This window comes from Curtobacterium sp. PhB130, from assembly GCF_003755165.1.
Classification (GTDB): domain Bacteria; phylum Actinomycetota; class Actinomycetes; order Actinomycetales; family Microbacteriaceae; genus Curtobacterium.
Window position 1 is genome coordinate 375,586 of the sequence record NZ_RKII01000009.1, and the last position, 14,715, is coordinate 390,300.

Annotated in this window: 15 protein-coding genes and 1 tRNA gene; 6 read left to right on the forward strand and 10 right to left on the reverse strand. The window is 72.6% G+C overall.

What is annotated here, in order from left to right:
* Positions 1–24: 24 nt before the first annotated feature.
* From EDF24_RS15250 to EDF24_RS15290, 10 genes are all read right to left on the reverse strand, one after another.
* Complete coding sequence (locus tag EDF24_RS15250) at positions 25–663, reverse strand: transporter (RefSeq protein ID WP_123703943.1); 639 nt, start codon at positions 661–663, stop codon at positions 25–27.
* Positions 594–1,763, reverse strand: a complete 1,170-nt coding sequence (locus EDF24_RS19380; protein ID WP_221181382.1) for a M20/M25/M40 family metallo-hydrolase — start codon at positions 1,761–1,763, stop codon at positions 594–596. Before EDF24_RS19380 ends, EDF24_RS15250 begins: the two co-directional genes overlap by 70 nt.
* On the reverse strand, positions 1,760–2,788 hold the full coding sequence (locus EDF24_RS19385; protein WP_221181383.1) for a ketopantoate reductase family protein: 1,029 nt from the start codon (positions 2,786–2,788) through the stop codon (positions 1,760–1,762). Before EDF24_RS19385 ends, EDF24_RS19380 begins: the two co-directional genes overlap by 4 nt.
* On the reverse strand, positions 2,785–3,561 hold the full coding sequence (locus tag EDF24_RS15260) for an SDR family NAD(P)-dependent oxidoreductase (RefSeq protein ID WP_123653182.1): 777 nt from the start codon (positions 3,559–3,561) through the stop codon (positions 2,785–2,787). Before EDF24_RS15260 ends, EDF24_RS19385 begins: the two co-directional genes overlap by 4 nt.
* Positions 3,558–4,901 (reverse strand): MFS transporter, encoded by a 1,344-nt coding sequence (locus EDF24_RS15265; protein WP_123703945.1) that lies wholly within the window; start codon positions 4,899–4,901, stop codon positions 3,558–3,560. Before EDF24_RS15265 ends, EDF24_RS15260 begins: the two co-directional genes overlap by 4 nt.
* A 97-nt stretch (positions 4,902–4,998) precedes the next feature.
* Entirely contained in the window at positions 4,999–5,949 is a 951-nt protein-coding gene (locus EDF24_RS15270) for a polysaccharide deacetylase (RefSeq protein ID WP_123653180.1), read from the reverse strand.
* A 46-nt stretch (positions 5,950–5,995) separates the two neighbouring features.
* Positions 5,996–7,048: an Lrp/AsnC family transcriptional regulator gene (locus tag EDF24_RS15275; RefSeq protein WP_123703947.1), complete on the reverse strand. Its 1,053-nt coding sequence runs from the start codon at positions 7,046–7,048 to the stop codon at positions 5,996–5,998.
* A 317-nt stretch (positions 7,049–7,365) separates the two neighbouring features.
* Positions 7,366–7,438 (reverse strand) — tRNA-Val (locus EDF24_RS15280).
* 47 nt (positions 7,439–7,485) lie between these two features.
* On the reverse strand, positions 7,486–8,241 hold the full coding sequence (locus EDF24_RS15285) for an NADPH-dependent F420 reductase (RefSeq protein ID WP_221181384.1): 756 nt from the start codon (positions 8,239–8,241) through the stop codon (positions 7,486–7,488).
* Positions 8,238–9,053, reverse strand: coding sequence for an inositol monophosphatase family protein (locus EDF24_RS15290; RefSeq protein WP_123703949.1), 816 nt, complete (start codon positions 9,051–9,053; stop codon positions 8,238–8,240). The genes EDF24_RS15285 and EDF24_RS15290 overlap by 4 nt, the downstream gene beginning before the upstream one ends.
* A gap of 107 nt (positions 9,054–9,160) precedes the next feature.
* Here EDF24_RS15290 and EDF24_RS15295 point away from each other — a divergent pair, with 107 nt between their 5' ends.
* The 6 genes from EDF24_RS15295 to EDF24_RS15320 all read left to right on the forward strand — a co-directional run bounded on the left by EDF24_RS15295 (position 9,161) and on the right by EDF24_RS15320 (position 14,671).
* Entirely contained in the window at positions 9,161–10,108 is a 948-nt protein-coding gene (locus EDF24_RS15295) for a LysR family transcriptional regulator (RefSeq protein WP_185021684.1), read from the forward strand.
* Positions 10,105–10,482, forward strand: coding sequence for a holo-ACP synthase (locus EDF24_RS15300; RefSeq protein WP_123703951.1), 378 nt, complete (start codon positions 10,105–10,107; stop codon positions 10,480–10,482). The genes EDF24_RS15295 and EDF24_RS15300 overlap by 4 nt, the downstream gene beginning before the upstream one ends.
* A gap of 112 nt (positions 10,483–10,594) precedes the next feature.
* Positions 10,595–10,888, forward strand: coding sequence for an acyl carrier protein (locus EDF24_RS15305; protein WP_123653175.1), 294 nt, complete (start codon positions 10,595–10,597; stop codon positions 10,886–10,888).
* On the forward strand, positions 10,885–12,141 hold the full coding sequence (locus EDF24_RS15310) for an acyl-CoA dehydrogenase family protein (RefSeq protein ID WP_221181385.1): 1,257 nt from the start codon (positions 10,885–10,887) through the stop codon (positions 12,139–12,141). Before EDF24_RS15305 ends, EDF24_RS15310 begins: the two co-directional genes overlap by 4 nt.
* Positions 12,138–13,088, forward strand: a complete 951-nt coding sequence (locus EDF24_RS15315) for an amino acid--[acyl-carrier-protein] ligase (protein ID WP_221181386.1) — start codon at positions 12,138–12,140, stop codon at positions 13,086–13,088. The genes EDF24_RS15310 and EDF24_RS15315 overlap by 4 nt, the downstream gene beginning before the upstream one ends.
* Entirely contained in the window at positions 13,085–14,671 is a 1,587-nt protein-coding gene (locus tag EDF24_RS15320) for an alpha/beta fold hydrolase (RefSeq protein ID WP_185021685.1), read from the forward strand. The genes EDF24_RS15315 and EDF24_RS15320 overlap by 4 nt, the downstream gene beginning before the upstream one ends.
* The last annotated feature ends 44 nt before the right edge of the window (positions 14,672–14,715 follow it).

Sequence of the window (14,715 nt, forward strand, 5' to 3'; positions counted from 1 at the left end):
ACATCCGTCACATCCGAGGAAGAGTTAACGCAGAGTTCGCGAATGCGCGGCTCGGATCAGACCCAGCGAGCGGATCGCGATGGTGCCGACGAGCGCAGTGGCCACACCGACGACCGTCCACGCGGCGACGTTCCCGAGCAACCCGAGATCACCCGTGGCCAGGAGGCGGACACCGTAGGTCGCGCTCGCTGCGGCCGTGAACGTCATCGCCCAGAACCCGATCGCGAAGCCTGTCGCGACGTAACGGCGGACGAGGAAGAGGTGCGGGAGGAGCAGGGCGACCATCGTGCCGGCGAGCACGGTGTGCACGACCGACGGCGCTCCTCCCGTGATCACCCAGAACGCGTTGCCCGCGACCGCGGGTGGCGCGGACAGGATCGCCAGGGTCGGCAGCAACGCCGGCGCGATCGCCGGGCCGGTCGCCAGACGCGCGATGAGCATCGCGCCGATCAGCAGCCAGAACAGGATCCCGACGGCGAAGTACCCGATCGCCAGCGTCATCGCACCGATCGTGGCGAGCGACTGCGCGGCGAGCAGCGACCCCGCGACGGTCGGCAGCAGGTACCCGCCGTGGAGCGTGCCGACCGCCCGCCTCAGGCGAGCCGCCGGAGCACCTCCGCCGCCAACGCCGTCCGCTCGACCATCGCGTCGAGGTCGACCCACTCGTGCCGCGCGTGGGCTCCGTCCCCGACCGCCCCGAGACCGTCGAGCACGGCCGCGCCGAGCGCTGCCGCGAAGTTCCCGTCGCTGGCGCCGCCGACGCTCGTCTCGGTGACCACGAGACCGATCGCGGCCGCCGCGGCCTCGGCCGTCCGGAAGAGCTCCACGTTCCGGTCGGTCCGTGCCATGACGGGACGGTTCCACCCGCCCGTGACCGTGATCGAGGCAGCGGACGCCGCTGGCACGAGCCCGGCGAGGACGTCGTCGATCCGCGCGGCCTCACTGTCGGACGACACCCTGACGTCGAGCGCGGCGGTCGCCGCGCCGGCTCGGACGTTGGGCCGTGTCCCACCCGTGACGACCCCGACGTTGAGCGAGGTGCCGGCGCTGTGATCCGCCGCACCGTGCAGGGCGAGGACCACCCGGGCGAGTTCGTCCACGGCGCTGGCTCCGCCGGCCGGGTCGAGACCTGCGTGCACCTCGACGCCGCGGATGTCCACATCGAACAGCCCGACGCCCTTCCGTGCGGTCTTCAGCGCGCCGTCTGCTCCGGCCGAGGCCTCGAAGACGAGCACCGGTCCCGGGGTACGCCGGACCACGTCCTCGATGACCGGGCGGGAGCCGACGCTGCCGACCTCCTCGTCGCCGTTCAGCACGAGGCGGATGTTCGGCCGATCGAGGTCGAGGGAGTCCAGGAGGGCGACGGCGTGGGCGAACTGCACGAGCCCCGCCTTCATGTCGTAGGCACCGGGGCCGGTGAGCCGGGAACCGTCGATGCGGACCGGCCAGCCCTCGAGCGTCCCGGCTGCCCAGACGGTGTCGTAGTGGCAGAGCACCACGACCCAGGAGTCGGTGGGGCGGGGCGCCGCCAGGTCACCGACCACGACGGGCCCGTGGCGCTCGGGCTCGTGCAGCGTCCGCTCGGTGAACGGCCCGACGGTCTCTGCCAGGAACCGCTCGACGTGTGCGAGACCGGCCCGGAGCAGCACCAGGTCGTCCGAGGGGGTCTCGGTCTCGACGTACGCCACGAGGTCGTCGACCATCCGGGCGCGCCGGGACTCCGCGGCGTCGAGCAGGGGGCTGTGCACGGTCGTCCCCGTCACCGGGTTGCCTCCGCCGCAGCGACCAGGCCGCGGATCCGGTCCTCGTCCATCGGCGCGCCCTCCTCGACGGCGACGATCTCGGCGACGAGCGCGCGGATGCCGGGGGTCGCGACGCCGAGCGACGTCCCCGCCTCGATGACGGGTCCGTAGTGCAGCGGCACCTCGGTCTTCCGGTGCCGGACGGCGATGTCCCGCCAGATGCCGGAACGGGTCTTCGCCTGCGTGGCGAGCCACGCAACGAGGCCGTCGAGCGCCGCCGACGTCGCGGTCGGGTCCGCGCCGGGAGCGAACGCTGCGGGTTCGAACGCGTCGAACGGCTCCGCGACGATGTCCTGCGCCTCGGTGACCGCGAGCACTTCCCGGGCCAGTGACGCCATGACGTCACGGTTCCGGTCGATGAGGACGCTCATGTCCTCGTCCGTGAGCGCGGTGGCCGTGAGCATCGCGCCGAACGCGAGCTTCGACCAGAGGAACCCGGCGACGTTGTCGGTGACCACCGGCGATCCCCACAGCCGCAGGTCCTCGGCGAGTCGGCGGTTCCGGTCGCTCGTGCCCCCGGCGTACTCGCCGAGCGCCATCGCGCCGAGTCCGCCGTCCTGCACGACGCCGGGGGCGACGACGTCCGCGAACAGGTCGACGAACGCGATCACCGTGCGGTCCGCCCCGACGTGCCGCGCGATGGTCGCTTCGTTGAGCCCGTTCTGCAGCGACGCGACCCACCCGTCCGGCGCGAGTCGGGGTGCGATCCAGGCCGATGCGGCGTCGGTGGCGAGTGCCTTGACGGCGAGGAGCACCGGTCCGAGGACCGTCGGCGCGTCGGCGTCGTCGAGGTGCCAGATCGGCAACCGCGCGACCCGTTCGCCGTCCGCCGTGCGGAGCCGGAGCCCGTCGGCCCGGACGGCTACGACGTGGTCGGGGTCAGCATCGACCAGCTGGACGGGCACGCCGGCGGCGTGGAGGTGCACGGCGAGCGTGCCCCCGATGGCGCCGGCGCCGACGATCGTGTACGGGGTGGTGTCGGTCATGCGGTGACTTCCTCTCGTGCGGTGCTGAGCGGCAGGGTGTGCGCTCCGGTCGACGATCCCCCGTCGACGCGGAGCACCGTCCCGGTGACCCAGCCGGACTGCTCCGGGTCGGCGAGCCACACCACGGCCTTCGCGATGTCGGACGGTTCCCCTGGACGGCCGAGCGGGTTCGGGGAGACGGCGGCCGCGTACTCGTCGCTGACGCGGTTCACCGCGCTGTCGACGACGACGAACCCCGGGGACACGGCGTTCACCCGGATCCCGGCGGCTCCGAGCTCGAGGGCGCTGGCCCGGGTGACCATCTCGAGTGCGGCCTTCGAGGTGCTGTACGGCGCGGCGCCCGGTCGGGCGCGGAGCGCTGCTCCCGAGGTGATGTTCACGACGGCGGGCGTCCGGCCCGCCGCCGTGGCGAGCTGGGCGAGCGCGACGGTGGCCAGCAGTGGCGCCCGGACGTTGACGTCCTGCACCGAGTCCCACGTTGCGGCGTCGAGCTCGAGGAACGGTGTCGCGGGGTAGACGCCGGCGGCGTTCACGAGGACGTCGACCGGTGCCTGCTCCCACGCCGTGGACACGGCTCGGGTCGGCGCGTCGGGGTCACGGAGGTCCGCCGCGATCGTGCCGACGGGAGTGGGACCGATCGACCCGGCGGCCGCGGCGAGCGCATCCGCACGGTGGTCGACGAGGGTCAGGCGATCGCCGAGCGAGGCGAACCGCTGTGCGACGGCGAGACCGATCCCGCTCGCAGCCCCGGTGACGAGCACGTGCCGCGTCATCGGAGCACCTTGCCCTTCGTCTCCGGCATGGTCAGGTAGACGACGAGGCCGATCGCGGCGGCGACCGCGCAGTACACCCACACCAGGTTCCCGAAGCCCGCGCCGCTCATCCAGGTCGTGATGTACGGGGCGGTGCCACCGAAGATCGCGACGGCGAGGGCGTACGGCAGTCCGATGCCGGTCGCACGCACCTCCGGCGGGAACTGCTCGGCCATGATCACCGCGCAGTTCGCCGAGTAGCCCAGCAGGAACAGGATGCCGATCACCTGGATGATGAGCAGCGACCAGAACGTGCCGTTGAGGAACGTGAACGCGGGCCACGCGAACAGCAGGAACCCGCCGGCGAAGATCGACATCGTCGGCTTGCGACCGATCCGGTCCGACAGGATCCCCGCGAAGGGCAGCAGCACCAGGAACACGACCATGGCGATGACGTTCGCGATGAGGGCCTGGTTCAGCGGGAGCCCGGTGGTCACGTGCGCGTAGGTCGGCATGTACGAGACCCACATGTAGTAGAGCAGCGTGCCGGCGATGGTGATGCCGAACACCCGTGCGGTCGCGCCCGGGTGGTCGCGGAACATCGCGGCGACCGGGTTGCGCTTCGGGGCGGCGGACTCCTCGTCACGCGCCCGCTGCGCGGTGAACGACTCGGTCTCCTGGACGGACGTCCGCAGCCAGATGCCGACGAGCCCGATGAGGGCGCAGAACACGAAGGCCACGCGCCAGCCCCACGCGTCGAGTGCTGCCGGCGAGAGCACTGATGTGATGATCGCGCCGATCCCGGAGGCGATCAGGACGCCCGCGCCGACCGACACCTGCTGCCACGAGCCGGCAAACGCCCGTCGTTTCGGGGCCGCCGACTCCACGAGGAACGCCGAGGACGACCCGAACTCGCCACCGGCCGAGAAGCCCTGCACGAGTCGTGCCAGGAGCAGGATGATCGGTGCTGCGATCCCGATCGTCCCGTAGTCGGGCGTGATGCCGATGAGGAGGGACGCTGCGGCCATCAGCCCGATGGTGAGCATCAGCCCCTTCTTGCGGCCGTGCCGGTCCGCGTACACGCCGAGCACCGCCGCACCGACGGGGCGCATGACGAAGCCGACCGCGAAGACCGCGAGCGTCGCGAGGAGCGCCGCCGCGTCGTTCCCCGGCGGGAAGAAGTGGTGGCCGAACACCGAGGAGAACGTGGTGTAGACGGCCCAGTCGATCCACTCGACGACGTTGCCGATGCCGCCGGCCAGGATCGCCTTGCGGCCGCGGGCCGAGAGTCGTGTCTCGTGGACGGCCGTCGATCCGGCGCCGGTGGCGCCGATCGTGGTGTTGGGTGCTTCTGCTGTCATCGTTGCGTCGACTTCCTGGTGGGAGGAACGGGGGTGCGGAACGGGTGGAGCAGCGGACTGGAGGCTCGGCGCGGGCTGGCACCGAGCCTCCCGTCCGTCAGGTGGTGACGTCCGTGGCGGGCGTGACCACCGGGTCGAGACCGCTGACGGTCGCGACGTGCTCGGCGAGGCCGGCGTGGGTGGTGAACCAGACGTCGTCGAACGAGCGGATGTGGGCGAGGAGCGCCTCGAGGACCACGAGGCGGGACCGGTGCCCGATGAAGTGCGGGTGCATGGTGAGCTGGAACACGCCGCCCTCGGCGCGTGCGACGTCGAACTCGTCGCGCCAGATGCGGCCGACCTCGTGCGGCGGCGTGTACGGCCGCAGCGACTGGAAGCGTTCCATCATCAGGTAGGGGGCGTCGTCGCGGATCCAGTCCACCGGGATCTCGACGATCCCGGTCGGGGCGCCGCGGTGCAGGATCTCGTACGGGTCGTCGTCCGCCATCAGCGAGGAGTCGTACCGGAACCCGAGTTCCCGGGCGACGTCGAGGGTGGAGTCGCTGAAGTCCCACGACGGCGTCCGGATGCCGGTCGGCCGCACGCCGGTCTGACTCGTCAGCACGTCCACGGCGCGGCTCAGCAGGTCGAGCTCGTCGTCGTGGCCGAGCTGCGTGTTCCGCTCGTGGATCCAGCCGTGCACCGCAACCTCGTGCCCGTGCTCGACGTAGGACGGTGCCTCGTCCGGTCGGAGCAGTGCGCACACGGCCGGCATGTAGAAGGAGGACGGTGCCTCGTAGCGGTCGAGCAGGCGCAGGATGCGCGGGACCGCAGCGCGGGCGCCGTACTCCCCCATCGCCATCCGGCCCGGTGACGTCTCCCCGTCGCGGAGCGAGGGGGTCTCGTGGTCGGAGTCGAAGGAGATCGCGACCGCCACGCGCGCACCGCCCGGCCATCGCTCGGGTCCCTCGGGCGGCAGCAGGGTGCGACCCGCGCGGACCTCTTCCACGTGGCCGCGCCAGGTGGCCTCGTCCCACTGCCACGGCTGCTGGCTTGCGATGTCGTCCATGTCGTCCTCTCGTGCGCTGTCGGTCATGCGATGCGTGCGCTGCTGGTCATGGGATCGCCGGAACCGAGGTGGCGCTCGTCGGGACGAAGCGTCCCTCCTCGATGCGGCTCCACATCCGTTTCACCGTGCGGAGCTGCACCGTCACGTCGACCTCGCGCACGCCGGGAAGCGCCCCGAGCACGTCGGTGCTGAACGTGTAGACGGAGGCGAAGTCCGGCAGGAACGCCTGTCCGATCAGGTTGAACCGGCCGAGGGACGCCGCGGCGTAGTGCACCGACGGGTGCCCGGCGAGCTGCGCCGCTGCGGCCGACAGCCGGTCGGGCGCGACGGAGATCCACACCTCGAGCTCGGTCGCCCGGCCGAGCAGCGACGGGGCCACGAGCGGCCCGATGCGGAGCCGGCCGCTCTGCACGAGGTCCTCGAGGGTGCGGCGGGTGGCTGCCTCCGAGCGGCCGACCTCACGCGCGAGGTCGGTGAGCGGCTTCCGGCCGTCGCGGACGAGCGCGGCGAAGACCGCTCGCTCCTCCGGGGTCGCGTCGGCGTGCACCGGGGTGACGCCCTGGCCCGTCGACGGGTCCGGCGCCGGCGCGTTCGCGGTCGTGGACCGTTCCGCTGTCGGCGCGAGCGCGTCGCCGGGGAAGACCGTGAAGGGTGCGGTGAACGTCCGGACGATCGGCAGCGCCTCGGTCTCGACGGGTCGGCCGTCCACCTCGATCGTGCTGAGGAACGCGGTCAGGTCGCCGACCCGTGGCAGGACGACCTCGGCCGTACAGTCCGCGGACCCCGTCAGCGTCGAGACGAACCGCACCTCCGGCCGGCGGGCGAGCGCATCGGCCAGCGCGTCCGCTCGGGCGGCGCCGGAGCGGACCCGGACCTTCGTCGAGACGCCGAACCCCGACGCGAGGACGTCCGACGCGGCGATGATCCGGACGGCACCGTCCTCGACGAGTCGGGTGACCCGGCGCTGGGCCGTGGAGGTCGAGCAGCCCGCGAGCTCCCCGATCGTCGCCCACGATGCACGGCCGTCGTGGGCGAGTGCGCGGAGCACGGCGCGGTCGACGTCGTCCGCTCCCGCTGCGTGGGTGTCCGTGGTGGTCATGCAGTGAACGTAATCGGTCGTTGGACCGGCGTCAACGCAATTTATTCGTCACATTGACCTTGTAACACGTTGTTTTCATTCACCGGTATGGGCGCCAGCACATCCCGGACCGCCGAGGGCGAGCAGCGCGACGAGCTCGTCCACGATCTCCTGGCGAACGTGACAGTGACTGACCGTTTCTCCAGCGCCCGAAGCGTCATGCACCCTGCCGCCGCGTCGACGGTCAGCACTGGCTCGGTTGGATCGGGTGCGCTCGGCGCTCGATGCGACGGAGACCGACGGGCTCCTCGCGTACGAGACCGCGAGGGTCTGCGGGGTGGGCCCTGCCGGGATCGAACCGACGACATCCACGGTGTAAACGTGGCGCTCTACCAGCTGAGCTAAAGGCCCTTCCCCGCCATCCTAGGACCGGAGCGGCCGCAGCACCCGCGGCCGCGTCAGCGCGCCACGGAGAGCGCGAACGGCGCGAACCCGATCGCCCCGAGCAGGCTCGGCACCATCACCGCCATCGCCTCGGGTCCGGCCGCGGTCGCGATCGCCCCGAGGTCCACGATCCACTCGTCCCGCCACCCGAGCCCGTGCAACGCCTGCCGGACGACGCCCTTGGCGCCCCCGTCGTCACCGGACACGAACACGGTCGGCGGCACGTCCAGCGCACCCGGATCCGTCATCACGGAGAACAGCATCGTGTTGAGGCTCTTCACGACCCGCGTCTCCGGCAGCGCCCGCTGCAGCCGCTCCCCCAGGCTCCCGTCCGCGTACTGCAACCCGCCGGGGAGCCCGTCGGCGGTCCGCACGGTCGCATTGGACACGTCCAGCAGGATCCGCCCGGCGAGTTCGGAACGGAGGCCCGACAACCGTTCCAGGGACGAGTCACCCGGCGTCGCGTTCACGACCAGTGCCGCGGTGCTGATCGCGGTCACCGTGTCGGTCACGGGCACCGGACCGTCGCCGTGCACCGACGGGTCGCGGACCCCGAGGGTGACCGGGTACCCGGCGGCGGCGAACCCGCGGGCGAGCGTGCCGCCGACGCGTCCCGAGCCGAGGACGGCGATGGTGATGGCGTCGTTCGTGGTGGCGTCGTTCGTGGTGGCGTCGTTCGTGGTGGCGTCGTTCGTGGTGGCGTCGTTCGTGGTGGCGTCGTTCGTGGTGGTCATGGTGCTGTCCTTCGTGGTCGTCGTGCTGGTGGTCATCGGGCGAGGACGGCCGCGACGGCCGGTCCGAGCCCCTGGTTGGTGGCGATGAAGTCGGCGCTCGCGAGGGTCCACGGCGCGCCGGTCGAGTCGATGACGGCGCCGCCGGCCTCCGCGACCAGCAGCGCCCCGGCGACGAGGCCGGACCGCACCTGCCCCTCCTGCCAGAACGCGTCGGTGTGCCCGGCGGCGACCTGCACGAGCTGCAGGTTGGCCGGGACGGTGGCGGACACCAGCAGTGCGGCGTCGAGCATCCGGTCGATCGACGTGCTCATCCGCCGACGGACCGCCGGGTCCTCGCCGGGCTTCGCCTGCCCGGTCCCGACGAGCGCAGCGGACAGCTCGGACTTCGCCGAGACGGTGACGGGCTCGCCGTTCAGCCGTGCACCCATGCCGCGCACCGCCGTGAACACCTGTCCGAGCGCGGGCAGCGCCACGACGGTGAGGACGGGGACGTCCTCCCGGACGAGCGTCGCGGTGACGCCCCAGTCCGGCGAACCGTGGACGTGGTTGACGTTGCCCTCGGCGGCGTCCGTGACCCACCACGCGCCCGGCCCGAGCACGCCATGGCCCTCTTCGTCGTCGTCCCACCGCACGTCGGCGGCGAGGCGTTCGAGCGCCGGCCGGAGCACCGCGGTCGACGCGGCGTCGTTCGCGTCGATGGCGGCGAGCAGCGATGCCGCGTCGTCCACACGGTTCGCGGTGGAGAACCGCTCGAGCAGCACCCGTCCGGCATCGGACACGGCACGGGTCACCCCGTCGAGCAGTGCGTCGTCGAGCAGTGCGTCGTCGAGCAGTCCGTCGTCGTCCATGGTTCGTCTCCTCCGTCCGGTCGGCCCCGGTGGTCGATCCGGGAGCAACGCTAGGAAGGCGACAGGATGCACACAAGGACATTCCGTGCACGTGTAGATTGCGTCCCGTGCAACTCGACCTGAACCTCCTCACCGCGCTCGATGCTCTGCTCGAAGCGGAGAGCGTCACCGGGGCAGCGGACCGCCTGCACCTCTCGGCACCCGCGATGAGCCGCACCCTCGGCCGGATCCGACGGGCCACCGGCGACGAGATCCTGGTCCGCGCCGGGCGGGAGATGCGCCCGACGCCCCGTGCGCTGGCCATGCGGGCGGAGGTCCGCTCGCTCGTCCTCCGGAGCCGCGACGTCCTCGCCCCGGAGACCGGACTCGACCTCGGGACGCTGGAGCGGACCTTCACGATCCGCGCCCACGACGCCCTCGTCACCGCCCTCGCCCCGTCGCTCGTGCAGCGGGTCGCCGCGGACGCCCCCGGGGTCATCCTGCGCTTCCTCGGCGAGGCGCCCGACGACACGACGGACCTGCAGCGGGGTGTCGTGGACCTCGAGATCGGGTCGGAGGTCCCCACGGCACCGGCCATCGACCACGAGACGGTCACCGACGACGCCCTCGTCGGACTGGCTCGCCGTGGCCACCCGCTGTTCGACGACGACGAGATCACCCTCGCCGCATGGCTGGCGACACCGCACGTCGTCGTGTCCCGCCGCGGACGCCTCCGTGATCGGGTGGACCGCGCCACCGGTGACACCCGTTCGGTGATCGCATCGGTGGCGTCGACGAGCGCCGCGACCGAGATCGTGCGCGCGACCGACGCCGTGGTCGTCGTCCCCGCGTCCGTGGCGACCCGGGCAGCCGCCGCCGGGGACACCGTGGTGGTCTTCACGCCGCCGGTCGACCTGCCGTCGGTCGCCGTCGTGCTGACGTGGCACCGCCGGTTCACCACGGACCGCGGACACGCGTGGCTCAGGAGCCTGGTGACCCGGACACTCCGGCGCGGGGCGGGCAGCACGAACGAAGCCCCGACGCCCGATCACGACGGCCCTACGCTTCCGTCATGACCGCCATCCGCACCGGCTGCGACCTCGCCGCCGTCGAGGACGTCACCGCCGGGATCCAGGCACACGGCGAGCGCTACCTCGCCCGCGTGTTCACGGAACGCGAGCGTGCCGACGCCGGCGACGCACCCGACCGCCTCGCCGCCCGGTTCGCCGGCAAGGAAGCGGTGATCAAACTGCTCCGTCCGACCCGCACGGGCGCGATCGGGCCGCACGACGTCGCCATCGTCCTCGACGAGCACGGTGCCCCGACCGTGGTCCTGTCCGGGGCCGCGGAGGCGCTCGCCGCGGACCTCGGGATCACGACGGTATCTGTCTCGTTGTCCCACGAACGGGGGCTTGCGATGGCGACCGCGGTGGCCCTTTCGGAGCGGTGACGGGCGTTACAACGCTGCAGGCTGTACCCGCGTTCAGTTCCGAAACCGTCCTGCGGGATCCCGCACCCGCACGGCGGTTTCCCGGCGCCGAGCGCTCCTTATCGTGGCTCGCATGCACCAGGACCCGAACACCGGAGCGACCACCGTCGCCCTCGCTGACCCCGCGGCGGAACAGGCCGTGCGGCAGGCCCTCGCTGACCACGGACGGCTCACCGTCGACGCGTGGGACGTGGCACCGATCGCCGATCTCTACGCACTCGGGCTCACGTCGCACGCCACGGTGAACGTGATGCTCGCGGTCGAGAACGAGCTCGACGCGGAGTTCCCGGACGCGGTCCTGAACCGGGCGACCTTCGGCTCGGTCGAGTCGATCGTCGCCGCCGCGGCCCTGGCGACGGCCTCGTGACGCTCCTGCAGACGAACGCCCACCGCACTGCTGACACGGTCGGCACCACGACCCGCGACCGCTTCGCCGAACGCGCGGCCGCGGTCGCCGCGATCGCCGCGCAGTTCGCGGACGAGGTCGACCGGGACGCACGGCCCCCGCGTGAGGCGATCGCCGCGATGCGGGAGTACGGCCTCCTCGCCGCCGCGGTCCCCGCCGACCTCGGCGGGGAGGGTGCGACGGTGTCGGAGCTCTCCGCCATCGCGACCGAACTCGGCCGTGCGTGTGCGGCGACCGGCATGGTCTTCGCGATGCACCACGGCCAGGCGATGGCCCTGTGGCGGCACGGCGGTGACGGCGCCGGGGTCCTGGCGATGACCGAGGCCGTGCGGAACGGTGCGCTCGTGGCGTCCGCGACGACCGAGAAGGGTGTCGGGGGCGACGCCCGCCGGTCCACGTGCGCGATCGAGCCCGAAGCGAACGAGCCCGAGGCGAACGAGCCGGACGACGAGGGCAACACCGACGACAGGCGCGCCGGACGCATCCGCCTCCGCAAGGACGCCCCGGTGATCTCCTACGCGACCGAGGCCGACGCCGTCTTCGTGACCGCCCGCCGCGATCCCGATGCCCCGGCGTCCGACCAGCGCCTCGTCGTCTGCTGGACGGCGGACACCGTGCTGTCGCAGACGTCGACATGGGACACGATGGGCCTCCGCGGCACATGCAGCAACGGCTGGGTCCTCGACGCCTCCACCACCGTGGACGCGGTGTTCCGGGACGACTACGCGATGATCTCCGCGCACACCGTCCTCCCCGTCTCGCACGTGCTCTGGGCATCCGTCTGGCTCGGCATCGCCGCGTCGGCCGCCGAGCGTGCACGTGCCGCGGTCCGGAAGCAGGCACGCGCCTCGGTCGGGAGCACCCCGCCGGGAGCGCTCCGGCTCGCGGAGCTCCTCGTCGACCTGCAGGCCCTCGCGGACACCGTCCGGCACGCCGCCGAGCGGTACGACGGCATCGCGGACGACCCGGAGGCCCTGGAGTCGAGTGCCCACGCACTGGCCGCGAACGCCCTGAAGATCGGGGCCTCCGAACGGGTCACCGACCTCGTCACGAAGGCGATGCGCATCGTCGGGATCGCCGGGTACGCGGCGACCGGTCCGATGAGCATCGCCCGACACCTCCGGGACGCCCACGGGGCCGCCGTCATGGTGAGCAACGACCGTCTCCTCCAGAACGACGCCGGACTGGCCATCATGACCGGAGTGATCCTGTGACCACCACGGACCCGACCACCACGATCGACACGTCCCCGCTCGACCGCGCCCACGCCGCCCTCCGCACGCGCCTCCTCACCGACGGCGTCCTCATCGACCTCGGCTCCCCCGGCCTCTACGGCCGCACGGGCGTGTTCGACCGCGTGTACACCGCCGTCGACGCCGCGGCCGTCCGCTCCATGGCCGATCTCGACGCGGAGGTCCTCCGGTTCCCGCCCGTCGAGCCCCTCGCCGCGTTCGAACGCACCGACTACATCGCGTCGTTCCCCGACCTGGCCGCGTCCATCTCCGGGTTCACGGGCGACGACCGGAAGCACCGCGAGCTCCTCGCGGCGCGGGAACGCGGCGAGCGCTGGGAGTCGTTCCTCGAACCGGCCGACCTGATGCTCGCGCCGGCCGTCTGCCACCCCGTCTACGGCCTCGTCACGGGAACGGTCCCGCAGGAGGGCCGGACGTTCGACATCGTCGGCGACTCCTTCCGCCGCGAGCCCTCCCTCGACCCGATGCGCCTACAGGCGTTCCACATGCACGAGTTCGTGCACATCGGCACGCCCGCCTCGGCGAAGCAGCACCGTGACGGCCGGATCCCGGTGATGCGGGACCTCCTCGGTGGCTTCGGGCTCGAGATCGACGTCGTCCCCGCGAACGATCCGTTCTTCGGCCGGGTGGGCAAGATCCTCGCGCGGAACCAGGTCGAGCAGTCGCTGAAGTTCGAGTTCGTCACGCCGGTCTACGGCGATGCCGGCGAGCCGACGGCGATCAGCTCGGCGAACCTGCACGAGGACCACTTCGGAAGCTCGTTCGCAATCCGCACGGCGGACGGCGAGGTCGCACACAGCGCCTGCCTCGCCTTCGGCCTGGAGCGCATCACGATCGCCCTGTTCGCCGCACACGGCACCGATCCGGCGGCCTGGCCGACGGACGTCCGTCGCGCGCTGGCACTGTGACCACCCACCACGGCTGGTCCGGTCCGCCGGCGATCCGTGCGGCCGTGCAGGTGCCGCCGTCGGCACGCGCCGGTGTCGTCATCTGTCCGCCACTCGGACAGGAGGGCGTGATCGCGTACCGCACGCTCCGCCTGCTGGCAGACCGCCTGGAGGCTCGTGGCGTGGCCTCGGTGCGCTACGACCCGTCCGGACGTGGGGACTCCGGTCCCGATGCCGACCCCGACGCGCAGGTCCGGTCCGCCGTGCGGGCCGCGGCCGTGCTGCGCACGACCGGTGTGTCGCAGATCGTGTTCGTGGGGCTCGCCTCATCGGCCCTCGTCGCTGCCGCGGCCGCCCGGGACGAGGACGCCCTCGTGCTCTGGGACGCACCGGAGTCCGGGCGGGCGTTGCTCCGCCGGCAGCGTGCCCTCGCGTCCATCACGATCGGCCCGTCGCGGGTTGTCGACGACGTCGAGAGCCTCATCGGCATCGACGTCGACCCGGCGGAGGCGGCGGTGCTGTCGGCGCTCCGGTTCGCACCGCGGACCGTCGCGACCGCCGTGTTCGTCCGTCCGGGTGGCCGGGCGCCGAAGGCCCTCGGCGACGTGCGGCCCGTCGAGGTCCCCGGGACCGCCGAACTCCTCGACGGCACGAGCATCCACGCGCGGATCCCGTCGGAGGCCGTCGACCGGGTCGTGTCCTGGATCGACGAGCACATCCCGGCTGCCACGGTCCGGACGCGCTCGCCCGTGCTGGACACCGTCGTCGACCTCGACCACGGCGTCGCCGAGCGGATCGTGCACCTCGGTCCCGAAGCACTCTTCGCCGTCGAGACCGCTCCCGCGCGGCCGGCGGACGACGGGCCCGTGGTCGTGCTGCACAACGGGGCCGCCGAGCACCGCGTCGGCGCGACCGACTACCAGGTCACCCTCGCCCGGGCACTCGCTCGGGAGGGTGCGCGGGTCGTCCGGGTCGACCGCCGCGGTACCGGCGAGAGCTCCGTGGTCTGCGGCCAGGAACGCGACCACCTGTTCGCGCAGGAGTGGATCGACGACCAGTCCGAGATCGTGGCCGCGCTGGGCGTCCCGGCGGACCGGCTCGCCCTCGTCGGGATGTGCGCCGGCGCCTGGGTGGCGGGGCGTGCCCGTGCCGAGACACCGAGGCTCGTCGTCCAGATCAGCCCGAACGACTACCGGCGCCGTCCGGCCGTGCCGGGGAGCTACAGCGACGCCGTCCGCGCGGTGGACTCCCCCTCGCCGGCACGGCTGTGGCTCCGCGAGCGGTACAACGCACTCGTGCCGGAGGAGCTCCGCGCCCGCATCGCCCGCCGGGACCGCGCCGGCGGTGTCGTCGAGCACGTCCGGCCCCTCGTGACGAACGGCACCGACGTCGTGCTGATCACGGCGGACGAGGACGCCGAGCTCTTCCACCGCCTCGGCGGCCGCACCGCGCTCCGGCGGTGGGCTCCGGGCGGCCCGGGCGGGTCGGTCGCCCTGGTGCACGTCCCCGGCGGGGACCACTCCCTCTTCTCCCCGACCATGCGCGCCGCGGTCCTCGCCGAGGTCCGTTCCCGCGTCGCCGCCGCTTTCCCCGTCCACGCCTGACCGCGGCGCACCCGCGTCCCGCGCTCCCCGCGCGCCCCGCGCCG

Excerpts from the sequence above, each read along its gene's own strand:
- EDF24_RS19385 (WP_221181383.1), bottom strand. The coding sequence starts at position 2,788 with ATGACCGACACCACCCCGTACACGATCGTCGGCGCCGGCGCCATCGGG.
- EDF24_RS15260 (WP_123653182.1), bottom strand. The coding sequence starts at position 3,561 with ATGACGCGGCACGTGCTCGTCACCGGGGCTGCGAGCGGGATCGGTCTC.
- EDF24_RS15265 (WP_123703945.1), bottom strand. The coding sequence starts at position 4,901 with ATGACAGCAGAAGCACCCAACACCACGATCGGCGCCACCGGCGCCGGA.
- EDF24_RS15270 (WP_123653180.1), bottom strand. The coding sequence starts at position 5,949 with ATGGACGACATCGCAAGCCAGCAGCCGTGGCAGTGGGACGAGGCCACC.
- EDF24_RS15275 (WP_123703947.1), bottom strand. The coding sequence starts at position 7,048 with ATGACCACCACGGACACCCACGCAGCGGGAGCGGACGACGTCGACCGC.
- EDF24_RS15285 (WP_221181384.1), bottom strand. The coding sequence starts at position 8,241 with ATGACCACCAGCACGACGACCACGAAGGACAGCACCATGACCACCACG.
- EDF24_RS15290 (WP_123703949.1), bottom strand. The coding sequence starts at position 9,053 with ATGGACGACGACGGACTGCTCGACGACGCACTGCTCGACGACGCACTG.
- EDF24_RS15300 (WP_123703951.1), top strand. The coding sequence starts at position 10,105 with ATGACCGCCATCCGCACCGGCTGCGACCTCGCCGCCGTCGAGGACGTC.
- EDF24_RS15305 (WP_123653175.1), top strand. The coding sequence starts at position 10,595 with ATGCACCAGGACCCGAACACCGGAGCGACCACCGTCGCCCTCGCTGAC.